This window comes from Aureimonas altamirensis, assembly GCF_023702225.1.
GTDB lineage: Bacteria > Pseudomonadota > Alphaproteobacteria > Rhizobiales > Rhizobiaceae > Aureimonas > Aureimonas altamirensis_B.
On sequence record NZ_JAMQCO010000002.1, the window covers coordinates 136296 to 152307 of the forward strand.

Genomic DNA, 16012 nt, shown 5'->3' on the forward strand with positions numbered 1-16012 from the left:
AAGGAAATACGATGTCCGACAAGAAGAAGGTACTGCTGGTCGGCGAAAGCTGGGTCAGTTCGGCCACCCACTACAAGGGCTTCGACCAGTTCGGCTCCGTCACCTTCCATCTCGGCGCCGAGCCGCTGGTGAAAGCGCTGAAGGACAGCCCCTTCGAGCTGACCTACATGCCGGCGCACGAAGCCGTCGAGGCATTCCCCTTCGACCGTTCGGGGCTGGATGCCTATGACGCGATCATCCTGTCGGATATCGGCGCCAATTCCCTGCTGCTGCCACCCGCCGTATGGCTGCACAGCAAGACCGTGCCGAACAGGCTGAAGCTGCTGCGCGAATGGACAGCGGATGGCGGCGGCCTGTTCATGATCGGCGGATATTTCTCGTTCCAGGGCATTGACGGCAAGGCCCGCTGGCGGCGAACGCCGGTGGAGGAGGCCCTTCCCGTCACCTGCCTTCCCTATGACGACCGCGTCGAGATACCGGAGGGGACCGCGCCCGTCTTCGTCGCCGACCACCCCGCCCTGGCCGGCCTGCCGAAGGACGGCTGGCCCCTGCTGCTGGGCGTCAACGAGGTGGAGGTGAAGCCGGGTGCGGACCTGCTCCTCCGCCTGCCCGACGACCAGGGCAGCCACCCTCTGCTGGTCACCGGCACCTATGAGAAGGGCCGCACCGCCGCCTGGACGTCCGACATCGGCCCGCACTGGCTGTCGCCGGCCTTCTGCGAATGGGACGGCTATGGCCGGTTGTGGAGCAACATCCTGTCCTGGCTGACGGAAACGCGCTGACCTGGGAGACGACGATGACCGACAGCCCGCTCGTCGAGGCGAGATCCATCTCCAAGCGCTTCGGGGCACTCGCCGCCCTTACCGACGTCGACCTTGCGATCCGCAGCGGCGAGGTGCTGGCGCTTCTGGGCGATAACGGCGCGGGAAAATCGACCTTCATAAAGGTTCTGTCCGGCGCGCACCCGCAAAGCGACGGCGAACTCCTGATGGATGGCAAGCCGGTGGCCCTCTCTTCGCCGCAAGATGCCGCGGACCTCGGCATCGCCACCATCTTCCAGGAACTGGCGCTGTCGGAAAACCTGTCCATCGCGGAAAACGTCTTCCTGGGGCGGGAGCTGACCCGCCGCTTCTTCGGCGTGCCGCTGTTGCGCCGCGCCGCCATGAAGCGCCGCGTAAAGGAACTCCTGGAAGAGCTGGACGCCCATATCTCCGATCCGGAGGCGCCGGTGGGCGCCCTGTCCGGCGGACAAAGGCAGGCCGTGGCCATCTGCCGGGCGCTGAACCTCAATGCGCGGCTGGTCATCATGGACGAGCCGACGGCGGCGCTGGCCGTGGCCGAAACGCGCAAGGTGCTGCAACTGACGCGCCGTCTTGCCGACAGCGGCCGCGCCGTCGTGCTGATCAGCCACAACATGCACGACGTCTTCGAGGTCGCGGACCGCATCGTCGTCTTCCGGCGCGGCCGCAAGATCACCGAAAAACGCAAGGCCGACACCAATCCAGAGGAGATCGTCTCCTTCATCACGGGCGCGCATCCCGACGTGCGCGCGCTCGAGATGCGCCACTAGAAACCCGCACGTCCGACGAAAGGCCAATCGCATGATCAAGAGATCGCAACTCGCCATGGCCCTCGCGGCCCTCATGACATCCGCCGTCACGATCGCGGCCGCACAGGAAAAGCCCAAGGTGGCCTTTGTGCCGCAGATCGTCGGCATCCCGTATTTCGACGCCATGCAGGCAGGCGGCGACAAGGCCGCCGAAGCGTTGGGCGTCGACTTCATCTACCAGGGCCCGGTCGACACCAACCCGGTGGACCAGCTCCAGATCGTCCAGAACCTCATCAACCAGGGCGTCGGGGCCATCTCGGTGAGCGTCCTGGACGCCTCCAGCCTGACCCCGGTGGTGGAGGCGGCCAAGGCGAAGGACATCAAGCTCTTTACCGCCGACAGCGACGCGCCGCAGTCCGGCCGCGCGCTCTACGTGGCGCAGGCGACCGATCAGGGCCTCGGCTATGCGATCATCGACCAGATGGTCGAGAGGGCCGGCGAAGACGCGAAGATCGCCATCGTTTCCGGCGAAGCTACGGCATCGAACCTCAACGCCTGGATCGGCTTCATGCAGGAGCGGGTGAAGGAAAAATACCCGAATGTGACGCTGATGGAGCCGCAGTATGCCGGCGGCAGCGCCGAGAGGGCGGCGCAGATCGCCACAGACCTGATGACCGCCAACCCGGATCTGACGGGCATCATCGGTGTCGCGTCCACCACCTGCCCCGGCGTGGCGCAGGCCATCGAAACGGCCGGGCGCTCGGAAGACGTCGTGGGGACTGGCTATTGCAGCCCCAATACGGCCCGCAGCTATCTGAAGAGCGGCGCGCTCGACTACACCGTCCTCTGGGACCCGGCCGAACTCGGCTATCTGACCGTCTGGGCGGGCAAGCAACTGATCGACGGGGCAGAAATCCCCGCGACCGTCACGCCCGAAGGCATGAGCCACGCCGTCACCTACGACGCCGCTACCGGCATATTGCTGCTCGGCGATCCGGCGATCTTCACCGCCGACAATGTCGATGACTTCAACTTCTGATATGGGGCGGCTGTTCGGCACACGCGAAGCGATCCTGGGGGCGGCCATTCTGGCCGCCTGCCTGTTGTTCGCGTTCCTGTCGCCCACCTTCGCCACCCCTGCCAATATCGCCACGATCCTGCGCAACTCGACCGAGCTTTTCCTCGTCGGGCTCGGCATGACGCTTCTTCTCGGCGTCGGAGCCATCGACGTGTCGGTCGGCGTCGCCATGGGATTGGCGGCCATCCTGGTCGGCAAGATGCTGGAGGCCGGCGCGCCCTGGTATCTGGTCGCATTGGACGGCCCGTTGGCCGGCGCCGCGCTCGGCCTTGTCGCCTCGCTCGTCGTCGTGGTGGGGCGTGTGCCGGCCATCGTCGGCACGCTCGGCCTCTACGGCATCTATCGCGCGGCCATCTTCCTGGCGCTCGGCGGCAGTTGGCTTTCGGGCCTGCCGACCGGCCTGACCGACATTCTGGCCGCCCGGGCCTTCGGCGTTCCGGTGGCGCTGCCGCTGATCGCCCTCGCCTATCTCGCGGTCTTCGTCGCGGTCCGGAAGACGCCCTTCGGCCCGCACCTGCTTGCCGTAGGCCAATCCGAGGCCAAGGCACGGCTGGCCGGAGTGCCGGTGCGCCGCACGGCCTGCATCGCGTTCCTCATCAGCGGGCTTCTTTGCGGCCTTGCCGCCACCTTCTATATCGCCACCTACCGCAACGTCGCCATGACCATCGGCGGCACGCTGGCGCTGGAGGCCATCGCCGCCGTCGTGCTGGGCGGCACCAGTATCCTCGGCGGGCGCATCAGCCTGATGGGTACGGCGCTGGGCGTCCTTCTGCTTCGCATCCTGCAGAACGGCCTTCTGCTGGTCGGCGTGCCTTCGCTGTGGCAACCGGTGGTGACGGGCGCCCTTATCCTGCTGGTCCTCGGCGGTGAAGTGGCGTCGGGCCGCCTCGTACCGCCGCGCATCCGGAAGACTGCGGAGGCCGCACGATGATCCGATCCAGGGACTTCACCCTTTATCTCCTTGCCGGTCTCTGGCTTGCGGCGATCGCCATTCTGGCGGCGATGCAGCCGGGCGCGATAGCGCTGTCCACGGTGACGACTGTCCTGCAATTCTCGACCATCCTGGCGCTGGTGGCGTTGGGGCAGGCCATTGTGATCCTGTGCGGCGGGGCCGGCATCGACCTCTCGGTCGGCGGCACCATGTCGCTGACCGCCATCCTTGCCATGATGGCGGTACAGGCCGGCATGCCGGGCTGGCTGCTGGTGCCGGCCTGCCTGGCGCTGGGAGGCCTGCTGGGCCTTGCCAACGGGTTGATCGTCACGCGCCTCGCGATCCTGCCGTTGATCGGGACGCTCGGCACCTTCTACATCTATTCCGGCACGGCGCTGGCCATCACCAGCGGCGCCAATATCGGCAACGTCCCCGCGGCGCTGACGGTCTGGGGACGCGGCATCATCGGCGGGTTGCCGCTTCCCTTCCTCACGCTCGCACTGCCGCTGTTCCTGCTGGTCGCCGCCATGCTTCGCTTCACAAGCTGGGGCCGCTGGATCTATGCGACCGGCTTCAACGAGCGCTCCGCCCGGCTGGTCGGCATACCGGTGGATCGCCTGCGCCTTGCCGCCTATGTCGCCAGCGGCGCGCTGGCGGGCACGGCGGCGCTCGTCAGTCTCGCCTGGCTGGGCAGCGCCCGCCCCAATATCGGCCAGAACCTGGAACTCACCTCGCTTACGGCCGCCATGCTGGGCGGGATCGCCATCTTCGGCGGACGTGGCGGCGTCATCGGCGTTCTTGCGGCCGTGCTGCTGCTGGTCACGGTGCAGACGGGGCTTCTTCTCGTCAACGTCAACAGCATCTGGCAACTCGGCATCGTCGGCGCGCTGCTGCTGGCGGTGCTTCTCGTCGACACGCTCGCCATCGCTCGGAGGACAGCATGACCCTATCGCCGGAAACCATTGCCGAGGCCGTGGAGGCCCGCGCCGACCGCATCGTGGACACGCTGTCGCGTCTGGTGGAGTTTCCATCCATCGTGATGAACGACCCCGCCGGGGCCGGCCCGGGCGAGCGCGACTGCCAGCTCTACCTGCAGAAGCGGCTGGAGTCCCTCGGCTTCTCCACCGACCTCTGGGAGCCGGACGGACCCGCTTTGCTGGCCAGATACGAGGGGCGCCCCGGCGCCAACAAGGGCCGCACCTTCGATGGCCGACCCAATCTCGGCGGCACCTTGAAGGGCAGCGGCAATGGCCGCTCGATCATGCTGACGGGCCATATCGACGTCGTGCCCCCCGGCCCTGCATCGCATTGGCAAAGCGACCCCTTCGTGCCCGTTGTGGAGGACGGGTTCGTGCGCGGACGCGGCACGGTGGACATGAAAGGCGGCGTCGCCTGCATGCTGATGGCGGTGGAAATCCTCAAGGAGATCGGCGCAGAACTGAAGGGCGATGTCGTCTTTACCACGGTCGTCGACGAGGAGATCGGCGGCATGGGCTCGCTTGCCATGGTCGACCGGGGCTTTCGCGCCGATGCCGGCATCATGACGGAGCCGACCGCCAACCGCATCGCGCCCTTGTGCCACGGCATCCTCTGGGGCCGCATCGTGATCGACGGCATAGGCGGCCATGCAGAGCTGACGCCGAACGCCTGGTATGCCGGTGGCCCCGTGGATGCGGTGCAGTTGACCCGGCAGATGCTGGACGGGCTGGACATCCTGAACAGGCGCTGGATGCACGATCCGCGCAAGAACCACCCGCTGATGGCCATGCCCAACCAGATCATCGTCACGCAACTCAATGTCGGGGAGCATCCCTCCTCGATGGCGGGACGCGGCGAAATCGTCATCGACGTCCAGTATCTGCCGCATGAGAAGGATGCGTTCGGCCTCGGCGGCCACGTCAAGCGCGAGATCGAGGCGCATGTGGCGGCGCTGTGCCTTGCGGACCCCTACCTGAAGGAGCATCCGGCGCGGATGGAATGGATCCTCGACGCCGACTGCGCCGAGGTTCCGGCAGACCACCCCTTCGTGGTAAGCTTCCAGCGCGCCGTCGCATCGGCCAGGCTGGACCCGGCCTTGTCCGGCTTCGGAGCGCACAGCGATATCGGACTGCCGACCGGGCTCGGCAACACGCCGACGGTCAATTTCGGGCCCGGCGACCCGGCCCAGAGCCACCAGCCGAACGAGCGCGTCTCGATCGAGGATCTGGTAGCCTGCACCAAGGCCATCGCGCTCGCCGTCTACGACTGGACCAACCGGGAGCGGCCGGCCGCCTGAGACGGCACCGCCTTGCGGGGCTCCCGCTCCGCAAGGCCCCCGGAGACGTCCCCCACGGTGCGCCCGACGATACGCATGTGAATGCCCATCGCCTCGGCGGCGGCGGCGCCATCGCCGGCCACTATGGCCTCGACGACGCGGCCATGCTCCTCCTGAGAGCGGTCGATGCGCCGGTCGGCGTCGAATTGCAGCCGGCGGAATGGCGCCACCCGCCGGCGCACGCTGCGCGCCGTTTCTTCCAGAAAGCCGTTATGGCTGCCGGCGTAGATGGCATCGTGGAAACGGTCATTGTGGGAACGGTAGCGTTCGACCTCGGAGGCCTTCACCAGCTCTTCGCCGGATGCATGAAGCGCCTCGAGCCGGCTTTTCTCTCCGGCCGTCATGGCCGCCGCGCACAGGCGGGCCGCAAGGGATTCCAGCTCCGCCATCACAAGGAAGATGTTCTGGAACTCGGCTTCCGTCAGCGTCGTCACCACCGCGCCCCGATGCGGACGCGACAGGGCGAGGCCGATGGATTCGAGTTGCCGGATCGCCTCGCGGACCGGCGTGCGCGAGACGCCGAACTCGCCGGCCAGCCCAACCTCGTCCAGGGGCTCTCCCGGCAGCAGGATGCCATGCACGATCCGGTCGGCGATGGCCTCGCGGATCATGTCGGCCTGCGTACGGCGTGCCATGTATCTGTTCGTCTGCGTCATGATGTCGTGTCACGCGGCCGGGGCGCGGCTGGCGATGTAGTTGCGCCATCCACCATAATGCGTGATCTCGCTGGCATTGGCGAGCGCGGCCGGCTCGCAGATGAAGCCGGTGACCAGCGAGCCGTCGTCCAGCTCAACCTTGCCGACACCGAGCGGCTGCGGGATCCCGGCGACGAAGCGGCCGAAACCACTGGCCGGCAGGCTCCATACCTCCACCTCCAGCCCCGGGCCGGCAAAGCCGCCTTCCCGCACGAGGCCGGGTTTCGGCGGCACCGTACCGGCCAGGGCGTGAAGGCGGTAATGCGGTGCGGTACGCGCCGTGCGCACCAGCCGTCCGCCCTGTGCCGCAAGCTCGCCGTTCAACGGCATGCCTGTCAGGTGCGCGCCGACGACCGCGATCTCCAGCCAGCTACCGCCCGATGGTTCCGGCAGCTTGTTCCGCACGCTCAGGCCGCGGTCCAGTCCGGCTCCGCAGCCTGCTTCTTCATGCAGGCGCGCCGCAAAACCGGCCAGCGCGTCGTCGCTGTCGGCCCGGCCCACCAGTTGCACGCCGAAGGGCAGTCCGGCTGGCGTGAAGCCGGCAGGAACGGCGATGGCCGCAGCACCGAAGAAATTGGCGAAGTTGGTGAAACGGCCGAAACGCGCGTTCAATGCCACCGGATCGGCAAGCATCGCCGCCACCGTCTGGATATCGGGCGAAGTCGGCAGCAGCAGCGCGTCGATGCCGTCCATCGCCTTTTCCGCCTGTCGGCGGTAGCCGGCAAGTGCGTAGACACCCTCGAAGGCATCCACCGCGCTCATGCCGCGCGCACTTTCGATGATGGCGCGCACCGTCGGCTCGACGCTGTCCGGCTGGGCATCGATGAAGGGCTTGATGGCGGCCAGCCGCTCGGCCACCCATGGACCCTCGTAAAGCAGCGCCGCCGCCTTTCGGAAGGGCGCATAATCGAAGGGCACGATCTCCGCACCGAGAAGCCGCGCCCGCTCTATCGCCGCGCGATACAGCGCTGCATAGGCATCGTTGCCGAAGAACTCCTGCTCTTCCGCCTCCGGCACGCCGAGGCGCAGACGCGCCGGCAGCCGGGTTTCGCCGAAGCGGCGGGAGAATGCATCGGCGGCGTCGAAGCCCTCCATCACGCGGCGCGCCGCGATGCCGTCGGCCACCGTGGCGGCGAACACGGTGACGACGTCGATGGAGCGGCAGGCCGGGACGACGCCCGTCGTGGACACCCGGCCAGTGGAAGGCTTGATGCCGACGATATTGTTGAACGCGGCGGGCACGCGCCCGGAGCCGGCGGTGTCGGTGCCGAGCGCCAGCGCCGCCGTGCCGGAGGCGACCGCGACGGCGGAGCCGGAGGACGAGCCCCCCGAGACATAGGCGGCGTCGAACACGCAACGCGGAGCGCCATAGGGCGAGCGCGTGCCGTTCAGCCCCGTGGCGAACTGGTCGAGGTTCGTCTTGCCGACGATGATCGCGCCGGCCTGACGCAACCGGGCCACTACATGCGCGTCGGCATCCGGCGTATAGGCAAAGGCCGGGCACGCCGCCGTAGTCGGGAAGCCGGCGACGTCGATATTGTCCTTGACGGCAACCGGGACGCCCCACAGCGGCAGGCTGCCGGGAACGGGCGACCGCTCCTCGAGCGCCCTTGCCTGCCGCGTCAATTGCTGCCGGGTGGCCGGGGCGATGAATGCGGCCGGATCGCCTGCCGCGATGCGCCCGGATACGGCGTCGATCATCGCGTCCAGCGTCAGTCCCGCCGCGTAGGCGTCGGCCAGTGATGAAAGGTCGATGAACTTCGGAAGATCGGTCATTGTCGGAATGTCCTCAAGCCTGTTCTGCTTCATCCAGTATCTCGACCGGCGCCGCCCAATGGATCAGCACGAGGCATCCCTCGTCGGACCAGACCCGGTGGATGCTGCCGGGGCGGTTGACGACGAAATCGCCGGCGGCATAGCGCCCGGCGTCGTCGCTTTGCGCGCCCTCCAGCACAAGGATGGTTTCCAGGCCGGCATGGCGGTGGCGCGGCACGCTGGCCCCCGCCGCGTATCGCAGCAGGGCGACGGCCGGTCCCCCGTCCACGGAGCGGGCGATATGATGGATATCCACCCCCGGCCGGAACGGCTCGAAGGCGACGGGATCCGGCAGGGCGGCCAGAAGCCCCTGCATGCGTTCGGGTTTCATGTCGCCAATCCTTCCGCGATGGCATCCACCGTGGCCGTCCAGCCGACGATGCCTCCCTGTGCCCGCACCATGTCCAGCGTCGCCGCCTTGAACTCGGGAAAATAGCTTTCCGTCGCATCCTCGGCGAGCAGGCAGTCGAAGCCGCGGTCATTGGCCTCGCGCATGGTCGTCTGTACGCAGACTTCGGTCGTCACCCCGGCCAGCACCAGCGCGGTGACGCCGAGGCGTTCCAGGACGAAGGCCAGCTCCGTCGAATGGAAGGCTCCCTTGCCCGGCTTGTCGATGACGGTTTCGCCGGGCAGCGGGAACAGCTCCGGCACGATCTCCGCGCCCGGCGCGCCGGCCACCAGGATCCTTCCCATCGGCCCCATGTCGCCGATGCGCCGTCCCTCCGGGCCGCGCCGCCACTTCGCGGGCGGGCAATCGGACAAGTCCGGACGATGGCATTCGCGCGTGTGGATCACCGGTGCGCCCCGGGCACGAAACACCTCGATCAGCCTTTTGGTGGCGGGCACGATGGCCTGCAGGCGCGAGACGTCGTTGCCGAGGCTCTCGCCAAAACCGCCAGGCTCCAGGAAGTCGCGCTGCATGTCGATGACCACCAGCGCCACGTGCCCGTGCTCGAAGGGGAATGGCGACGGAAGCGCCGCGACCGACCCCATCACCGGTGCCCCGCCATGTGCCGGCCGATCTCCATCGGATCGGCCTTGCGGCCGCCTTCCGTCTCAAAGACGATCCTGCCCTCGTGCATGACGAGGATGCGATCGGACAGGGCGATCACCTCATCCAGATCCTCGCTCACCAGCAGCACCGCCGTTCCCTTGTTGCGCGCTTTCAGAAGCGCCGCACGGATATCCGCCACCGCACCGAAATCCAGCCCGAAGCACGGATTGGCGACCACCAGCAACTCTGCATCGCCGTCCAGCTCGCGCGCCAGCACGGCGCGCTGCACATTGCCGCCCGACAGGGTGGCGATGGGCGCTTCCGGCGATTGCGTCTTGATGGAATAGGCGGAAATCTGCTCCTCGGCGTAGCGGCGCATGCCGCGCCTGTCGACAAGGATGCGGGCGCGCCCATCGGCATGCCGGTCGAAGGTGCGGAAGGCAAGATTCTCCATCACGCTCATCCGTCCGACGCACGCATTGCGCAGCGGTTCTTCGGGCAAGACGCGCACGCCCATCGCCTGCGCCTGCGAACGGCGCGCGTGGTACGGCGCACCGCCGACATGGATGGACCCGGATGCGGGCACGGTCTGGCCGGACAGCGTCTCCACCAGCACCGCCTGTCCGTTGCCGGATATGCCGGCAACCCCGACGATCTCGCCGGCCCGCACCTCCAGCCTGTCGATATCGATGCCGCCGCGTTGTGGCCCGGCCTTCACCCGGCTGAGGTCGAGGACGGCGCGCGCGTTGGTGGCGGCGGGCTTGGGCGTGGGCGCGGCCTCCAGGTCGCGCTTGCCGATCATCATGTCCGCCATGTCCGGCACCGATAACGCGTCGACGCGGCCCTGCCCGGCAAGCCGACCCCGCCGCAGCACGGTCACCTCGTCGCAGAAACCCGTAACCTCGGGAAACTTGTGGCTTATCAGCAGGACGCCCAACCCCTCGTCGGTGGCGCGGCGACGCAGGAAGCCGAGCACGTCCCGCGCCTCGCCGGGCGTCAGCACGGATGTCGGCTCGTCGAGCACCAGAACGCGGGAGCCGAGATACAGCTCCTTGAGGATTTCGGTCTTCTGCCGTTCGCCCGCCGAAAGACGATGCACGGGCACGTCCAGCGGCACCTTCAGCGGCATGTCGGCCATGAAGGCCGCCAGCTTAGCCCGCTCCTTGCGCCAATCCACGATAGTCGGCACGTCCGGCCCCGCCATCACCAGGTTTTCCAGCACCGTCATGGCGGGCACCAGCGTAAAATGCTGGTACACCATGCCGATGCCCAGGCGGCGGGCATCGCGCGGGCTGGTCACCTCGACCTCACGCCCGTCCATCAGGACGCTCCCTTCGTCCGCGCGATAATAGCCGAGGACGCATTTGACGAGAGTGGATTTGCCGGCGCCGTTTTCCCCCAGCAGTGCATGGAACGTGCCGCCCCGCAGGCGCAGCGATACGCCATCCAGCGCGGTAAAGGCACCGAACCGCTTGGTCAGCCCCACAACCTCCAGAAGGCTCGTCAACGCAAGGCCTCCAGCAGCGCGTCGCTCCTCGCCACGGCCCCGAAGACGCCGCCCTGCATCGTCACCATGCGGATCGCCGCCTCGTGGTTGCCCCTGTCGGTGGCGCCGCAGCAATCTTCCAGGATCACGCACTCGTAGCCACGGTCGTTGGCCTCGCGCATGGTCGTGTGGACGCAGACATCGGTGGTGATGCCCGTCAGAACGATATTGCGGATGCCGCGCTGGTTCAGGATCAGTTCCAGATCGGTCGCGCAGAAGGATCCCTTGCCCGGCTTGTCGATAACGACTTCACCCGGCAACGGCGCAAGCTCGGGGATGATTTCCCAGCCCGGTTCACCCCGCACGAGAATGCGCCCGCAGGGGCCCGGGTCGCCGATGCCCGCGCCGATATTGCGCGAGCGCCATCGCTTGTTGGCCGGCAGGTCGGCCAGATCGGGCCGGTGCCCCTCGCGCGTGTGGATGATGTGGTAGCCGCCGGCCCGCATGGCCGCCATCACCCGCGCAATGGGCTCGATGGGCGCCCGCGTCAGGGACAGGTCGTAGCCCATTGCGTCCACATAGCCTCCCTTGCCGCAGAAATCGGTCTGCATGTCGATGACGATCAGAGCCGTATTGTCGGGCCTCAGGCTTGCGTCGTAGGGCCAGGCATAGGGCTGCGAGGCGATGCTGCCTGTCGTCTTCCGCGATGTCGTGTCCATTGCCAGCGTCTCCTTATTCCGCCGCTTCGCGGGCCGGGCCGCCATAGCGGCGCGTCGGCGCGGCGAAGCCGAAGCCGGTTCCGTCCGTCACCTTCACCTCGTCTTCCCACGGCAGGCGATAGGTGCCTGCGGCCAGGTCGTGCATGTATGTGTAAGGACAATCCCCGGCGCCGCCGGCCACGGCGACATAGCCGCGATGGCCGAGCTGGTAGATATTGTTCTCCACGCCCCAGTTCCGGCGCGCTTCGCGCACGAGGTCGGGCCGCACCTCGGCGGTGATGATCTCGTCCACGCGGCCCGTCGTGCCATGGGCGATCACCGTCCCGTCGAAATTGACGATCATGCCCTCGCCCATGGAATCGAAGCTTCCGTCCGATCCGCACATGCAGACATTGGCCGTCACCATGAGATTGCAGAAGGCGTTGGACTGGTTGGTGAACCGCCAGCTCTCCCGGATCGGAGCGGTGTAGCCTGCCGTCCGCAGCATGATCTCGGCGCCCTTGTAGGCGCATTCCCGCGCCATCTCCGGAAACATGCCGTCATGGCAGATGATGAGCGCCAGCCTGGTGCCCTTCGGCCCGTCGATGACGGGAATGCCCAGATTTCCCGGCTCCCATGGCTCTACCGGCACCCATGGATGCAGCTTGCGATAGTTCAACCGGATTTCGCCTGTGTCGTCGATGACGAGCCCCGTGTTGTAGGGCATGCCGCCGGGATTCAGCTCCATGATGGAGAAGCAACCCCAGATGGAATTGTCGCGGCAGGCCTGCCTGAAGGCGGCAACCTCCGGCCCGTCCACGCGGCACATGATCTCCGGGTTGGTGTCCATCGAAAGCCCGTGCAGCGAATATTCCGGAAACACCACCAGATCCATGGTGCCGAGGTTGCGCCGGGCCTTTCCCACCATGTCGACGATGCGTCGTGTCTGCGCGGCAAGATCGTCCTTCGTCACCACGGTCGGCAATTGCAGTTGCACGCAGCCGATGACGACGCCGTGTTCCGATTTGTTGAGTCCGCCAAGGCCGTTCATGCCTGGTCTCCCTATCTGGTGATCGACAGTTCGCGCGGGGCGCCGTCGAGGGCGCGGTCCGGCGACGAGGTGAAGATGAGAATGGCGAGGGTCAGCACGTAAGGCGCTGCATAGAACAGGTAGTAGCCCTGTGTGATCCCGATGGACTGGAGCGCGGGCCCGAGCGCCCCGGCCCCGCCGAAGATGAGCGCAGCGCCGAGGCACGCGACGGGCCGCCACCGCGCAAAGATCACCAGCGCCACGGCAATCAGGCCCTGGCCGGACGAGATGCCCTCGTTCCAACTGCCGGGATAGTAGAGCGACAGGTAGGCGCCCGCGACGCCGGCCATGAAGCCGCCGAACGCCGTCGCACCGATGCGCACCGGCAGGATCGGATAGCCCATCGCCCGCGCGGCGTCGCTGCTGTCTCCGACCATGCGCAGGACGAGACCGAGCCGGGTGCGACGGAAGACGAAGGCGATGGCGAATGCGAGCGCGATGCCGATCAGGAAAAGCGGATTGACCTGCAGCGCGGCGCGCAGCTGCGGGCTGCCGGCCCAGAAGCCGAGATCGATGGACGGCAGCATGGGCGCGGCGGGCTGGATCAGCGGCTTGCCGAGGAAGAAAGCCAGGCCGGTGCCGAACAGCATCAGCGCGATGCCGACGGCGATATCGTTGACCCGCGGCAGCGAGCACAATGCGCCGTGCAGAAGGCCGAACAGCGCTCCGGACAGCCCGGCCGCCAGGACACCCATCCACGGAGAACCGGTCAGGAGCGAGCCGCCATAGCCGGCCATGGCCCCGAAGACCAGCGTGCCTTCCAGCCCGAGGTTGATACGGCCGCTCTTCTCCGTCACGCATTCGCCGAGGCTGACGAACAGGAACGGGGTGGAAACGCGGATCGCGCCGCCGATGACCGCGATCAGGACGCCCCACAGGCCGAGATCGCCGTTCATCGTCCAGCCTCCGCAGATGCGGTGCGGCGGGGCACCAGCCGGCCGGACAGGGTTTCGGAGGCCAGCATGGCGATGAACAGGATGCCCTGCAGCACCAGCATGGTGGCATCGGGCAGCTCCATTCGGCGCTGCACCAGCCCGCCGGCGGCGTCGATACCGCCGATCAGGATGGCCATGGGAATGATGGCAAGGGGGTTCTGCCGCGCCAGGAAGGCGACCAGAATGCCGGTATAGCCATATCCGGCGATCAGCGCCGCATTAGCGTTGCCATGGATGGCCGCCACGTCGACCATGCCGGCGATACCGGCTGCCGCGCCGCCGGCCAGGCAGAACAGAACGACAAGCCGGCCGACGGGAAGGCCCTGTACGGCGGCGGCGCGCGGGTTGCCGCCCGCGATCCGTGCCGCGAAACCGAAACTCGTTCGCCCGATCACGAATGCCGCGACGAGGCAGGCGAGAACGCCCACGACGAATCCCCAATGCACGTCCAGCCCCGGCATCGCTCCGATGCGGAACTCTGCCGGCAAAGGCAGGGTGGACGGCTTGTTGAGACTTGCTGGGTCGCGGAGTGGGCCCTCCACCATGTGGTTGAACAGCGCGATCGCGATGTAGGCGAAAAGCAGGCTGGCGATCGTTTCGTTGACGCCGCGCCGCACGCGCAACAATCCGACGGTGCCGATCCAGGCGCCGCCTGCAAGTGCTCCGGCCCCGGCCATCAGGCCGATTGCCGGCACGGCAGGCATCCCCGCCAGGGCTGCCCCGGCCGCCGCGGCGGCAAGCCCGCCCAGGACGAAAGCCCCCTCACCGCCGATGACGATCAGGCCGAGTTGTGCCGGCAGCGCCACGCACAGCGCCGTCAGCAGCAACGGCGCGGCACGTTGCAGCGTGTTGGAGATGGAAAACTGTGTACCGAAACCGCCACGCCAGACCAGCTGGTAGAATTCCATCGGCGATTTGCCGAAGACCAGCAGGAACAGGCCGAACAGAAGAAAGCCGGCCAGGATGGCCAGCAGAGGCAGCAGAACTGCCTCGACCTGCCCGGCCTGTCGCTCCGGCAAGGCGAAGACTCCCCCACCGGCGGTTGCGCTCTGCGTGACGCTCGTCATCGCCTTGCCCTTCGCGTCAGGAGGTCGAGCCGACGACGCCTTCGACCAGATAGTCCATGCTTTCCAGCTCGATCGCCGTTTCGGGATACTCCGTGCCCGCAGCGACGATCTCGTTGCCGCGATTGTCTTTCAGCGGACCCTTGATGATGGCGTAGCCGCCCTTCATCATGTCGTCGCGCACGGCGTCGGCCTGGCGCCGCGCCGCATCCCCCACCATCGCGCCGTAGGGGCTGGACTTGACGAAGCCTTCGGCAAGGCCGCCGCGCACGAAATTGGGCAACGGCTCTCCTGCCACGGCCTTTTCCACGAAGGACCGGTAGACGTTGGCCCAGTTCCACTCCGCGCCCGTCAGGTAATGTTCGGGCGCCAGCGCCGCCTGGCTCGTGTGGTAGCCGCAGACGAACACGCCGCGCGAGGCGGCGGCCTGCGTCAGCACCTTCGGTCCATCGACATGGCAGGTGACGACGTCCACGCCCTGGTCGGCCAGCGCGTTGACGGCCTCGGCCTCCTTGACGGGCATCGACCAGTCGCCGGTGAAGATCACCTGCGTCTGGATCGAGGGGTCGACGCTGCGCGCGCCCAGCGTGAACGAATTGATGTTCAGCAGCACCTGGGGAATTGGCTTGGCGGCGATGAAGCCGAGCTTCTTCGATTTCGTCTGGTGTCCCGCGACGATGCCGGACAGATACTGCGCCATGCCGATATAGCCGAAATACGATCCGGCATTCTTCGGATCGCTCTCGCTCCACAGGCCGCCGCAATGGCGGAACTGGACGTCCGGGTTGGATTCCGCCGCCTGCAGCACGAAAGGCTTGTAGTAGCCGAACGAGGTGGGAAACAGGAGTTGCGCACCGTCCAGCTCTATCATCGACTGCATCGAGCGCACGACGGCATCGCTTTCAGGTACGTTCTCTTCCTCCAGAACCGTCACGCCGGCGATGTCCTTGACCGCGGCGGCGCCCTCGGCATGCGCCTGATTGTAGCCGAAGTCGTCGCGCGGCCCGACATAGAGGAAGCCGACCGTCATATCGGCGGCGAAGGCCGGCGTCAGCCGACCGAGCGCGGGCATAAGGGCCATCGAGCCGGCGGCGGTCAAAAGGCGGCGGCGATTGATGAGAAAGGACGACATTTGGCTCTCCGGCAGTGTTGCGATCTCTCGCCGGGATTGCATGCAATGCGTGTGCCAAAAGCGCCCCTTCATAGATTACAATGATTTAGCCGAACTCCTTTCAGCCAAGCCGATTGCATAATGCCTATATTTTATGCATACGGTTGAAAACAGAGCGGAGTCGCGAAGCTTTTTTCCGCCCGGTCAGGACTTCTTCAGAACGTCCTGCCATTCCGGATGACGGGCGATCCT

At 67.0% G+C, this 16012-nt stretch carries 16 protein-coding genes; 6 read left to right on the forward strand and 10 right to left on the reverse strand.

What is annotated here, in order from left to right; translation table 11 throughout:
• Positions 1–11: 11 nt before the first annotated feature.
• The 6 genes from NDN16_RS03380 to NDN16_RS03405 are packed head-to-tail and all read left to right on the forward strand — an operon-like array spanning position 12 to position 5833.
• Entirely contained in the window at positions 12–782 is a 771-nt protein-coding gene (locus NDN16_RS03380; protein ID WP_251112216.1) for a glutamine amidotransferase, read from the forward strand.
• A gap of 14 nt (positions 783–796) precedes the next feature.
• A complete protein-coding gene (locus tag NDN16_RS03385) occupies positions 797–1570 on the forward strand; it encodes an ATP-binding cassette domain-containing protein (RefSeq protein ID WP_251112217.1) in 774 nt (257 codons plus the stop codon).
• A gap of 31 nt (positions 1571–1601) precedes the next feature.
• The gene (locus NDN16_RS03390; RefSeq protein ID WP_251112218.1) at positions 1602–2588 is read left to right on the forward strand and encodes an autoinducer 2 ABC transporter substrate-binding protein; all 987 of its coding nucleotides are present in this window, start codon (positions 1602–1604) and stop codon (positions 2586–2588) included.
• Positions 2572–3558: an ABC transporter permease gene (locus NDN16_RS03395; RefSeq protein WP_251112219.1), complete on the forward strand. Its 987-nt coding sequence runs from the start codon at positions 2572–2574 to the stop codon at positions 3556–3558. The genes NDN16_RS03390 and NDN16_RS03395 overlap by 17 nt, the downstream gene beginning before the upstream one ends.
• Positions 3555–4502 (forward strand): ABC transporter permease, encoded by a 948-nt coding sequence (locus tag NDN16_RS03400; protein WP_251112220.1) that lies wholly within the window; start codon positions 3555–3557, stop codon positions 4500–4502. Before NDN16_RS03395 ends, NDN16_RS03400 begins: the two co-directional genes overlap by 4 nt.
• The gene (locus tag NDN16_RS03405) at positions 4499–5833 is read left to right on the forward strand and encodes a M20 family metallopeptidase (protein WP_251112221.1); all 1335 of its coding nucleotides are present in this window, start codon (positions 4499–4501) and stop codon (positions 5831–5833) included. Before NDN16_RS03400 ends, NDN16_RS03405 begins: the two co-directional genes overlap by 4 nt.
• On the opposite strand, the gene NDN16_RS03410 is transcribed toward NDN16_RS03405, so the two are convergent.
• Genes NDN16_RS03410 through NDN16_RS03455 form a run of 10 tightly spaced genes read right to left on the reverse strand, consistent with a single transcriptional unit; the run spans position 5797 to position 15781 of the window.
• Positions 5797–6507, reverse strand: coding sequence for a GntR family transcriptional regulator (locus NDN16_RS03410; protein ID WP_251112222.1), 711 nt, complete (start codon positions 6505–6507; stop codon positions 5797–5799). The two genes, NDN16_RS03405 and NDN16_RS03410, sit on opposite strands and share 37 nt — an antisense overlap.
• 30 nt (positions 6508–6537) lie before the next feature.
• Positions 6538–8343 carry an allophanate hydrolase gene (gene atzF, locus NDN16_RS03415; protein WP_251112223.1) on the reverse strand — a complete coding sequence of 602 codons (1806 nt, stop codon included), beginning with the start codon at positions 8341–8343 and terminating at the stop codon, positions 6538–6540.
• 13 nt (positions 8344–8356) lie between these two features.
• Complete coding sequence (locus NDN16_RS03420; RefSeq protein ID WP_251112224.1) at positions 8357–8713, reverse strand: cupin domain-containing protein; 357 nt, start codon at positions 8711–8713, stop codon at positions 8357–8359.
• Entirely contained in the window at positions 8710–9375 is a 666-nt protein-coding gene (locus NDN16_RS03425) for a cysteine hydrolase family protein (protein ID WP_251112550.1), read from the reverse strand. The genes NDN16_RS03420 and NDN16_RS03425 overlap by 4 nt, the downstream gene beginning before the upstream one ends.
• A complete protein-coding gene (locus NDN16_RS03430) occupies positions 9375–10883 on the reverse strand; it encodes an ABC transporter ATP-binding protein (protein ID WP_251112225.1) in 1509 nt (502 codons plus the stop codon). The genes NDN16_RS03425 and NDN16_RS03430 overlap by 1 nt, the downstream gene beginning before the upstream one ends.
• Complete coding sequence (gene biuH / locus NDN16_RS03435; RefSeq protein ID WP_251112226.1) at positions 10880–11581, reverse strand: biuret amidohydrolase; 702 nt, start codon at positions 11579–11581, stop codon at positions 10880–10882. The genes NDN16_RS03430 and biuH overlap by 4 nt, the downstream gene beginning before the upstream one ends.
• A gap of 13 nt (positions 11582–11594) precedes the next feature.
• Positions 11595–12611, reverse strand: coding sequence for a formamidase (locus NDN16_RS03440; protein ID WP_251112227.1), 1017 nt, complete (start codon positions 12609–12611; stop codon positions 11595–11597).
• Positions 12612–12622: 11 nt separating this feature from the next.
• Positions 12623–13546 carry an ABC transporter permease gene (locus NDN16_RS03445; protein ID WP_251112228.1) on the reverse strand — a complete coding sequence of 308 codons (924 nt, stop codon included), beginning with the start codon at positions 13544–13546 and terminating at the stop codon, positions 12623–12625.
• Entirely contained in the window at positions 13543–14652 is a 1110-nt protein-coding gene (locus NDN16_RS03450) for an ABC transporter permease (RefSeq protein ID WP_251112229.1), read from the reverse strand. The genes NDN16_RS03445 and NDN16_RS03450 overlap by 4 nt, the downstream gene beginning before the upstream one ends.
• Positions 14653–14668: 16 nt before the next feature.
• On the reverse strand, positions 14669–15781 hold the full coding sequence (locus NDN16_RS03455; RefSeq protein WP_251112230.1) for a BMP family ABC transporter substrate-binding protein: 1113 nt from the start codon (positions 15779–15781) through the stop codon (positions 14669–14671).
• Positions 15782–16012 lie beyond the last annotated feature (231 nt).

Bases quoted from the DNA above. Each gene is read 5' to 3' on its own strand.
- NDN16_RS03380 (WP_251112216.1), top strand. From the start codon at position 12: ATGTCCGACAAGAAGAAGGTACTGCTGGTCGGCGAAAGCTGGGTCAGT.
- NDN16_RS03385 (WP_251112217.1), top strand. From the start codon at position 797: ATGACCGACAGCCCGCTCGTCGAGGCGAGATCCATCTCCAAGCGCTTC.
- NDN16_RS03390 (WP_251112218.1), top strand. From the start codon at position 1,602: ATGATCAAGAGATCGCAACTCGCCATGGCCCTCGCGGCCCTCATGACA.
- NDN16_RS03395 (WP_251112219.1), top strand. From the start codon at position 2,572: ATGACTTCAACTTCTGATATGGGGCGGCTGTTCGGCACACGCGAAGCG.
- NDN16_RS03400 (WP_251112220.1), top strand. From the start codon at position 3,555: ATGATCCGATCCAGGGACTTCACCCTTTATCTCCTTGCCGGTCTCTGG.
- NDN16_RS03405 (WP_251112221.1), top strand. From the start codon at position 4,499: ATGACCCTATCGCCGGAAACCATTGCCGAGGCCGTGGAGGCCCGCGCC.
- NDN16_RS03410 (WP_251112222.1), bottom strand. From the start codon at position 6,507: ATGGCACGCCGTACGCAGGCCGACATGATCCGCGAGGCCATCGCCGAC.
- atzF (WP_251112223.1), bottom strand. From the start codon at position 8,343: ATGACCGATCTTCCGAAGTTCATCGACCTTTCATCACTGGCCGACGCC.
- NDN16_RS03420 (WP_251112224.1), bottom strand. From the start codon at position 8,713: ATGAAACCCGAACGCATGCAGGGGCTTCTGGCCGCCCTGCCGGATCCC.
- NDN16_RS03425 (WP_251112550.1), bottom strand. From the start codon at position 9,375: ATGGGGTCGGTCGCGGCGCTTCCGTCGCCATTCCCCTTCGAGCACGGG.
- biuH (WP_251112226.1), bottom strand. From the start codon at position 11,581: ATGGACACGACATCGCGGAAGACGACAGGCAGCATCGCCTCGCAGCCC.
- NDN16_RS03440 (WP_251112227.1), bottom strand. From the start codon at position 12,611: ATGAACGGCCTTGGCGGACTCAACAAATCGGAACACGGCGTCGTCATC.
- NDN16_RS03445 (WP_251112228.1), bottom strand. From the start codon at position 13,546: ATGAACGGCGATCTCGGCCTGTGGGGCGTCCTGATCGCGGTCATCGGC.
- NDN16_RS03450 (WP_251112229.1), bottom strand. From the start codon at position 14,652: ATGACGAGCGTCACGCAGAGCGCAACCGCCGGTGGGGGAGTCTTCGCC.
- NDN16_RS03455 (WP_251112230.1), bottom strand. From the start codon at position 15,781: ATGTCGTCCTTTCTCATCAATCGCCGCCGCCTTTTGACCGCCGCCGGC.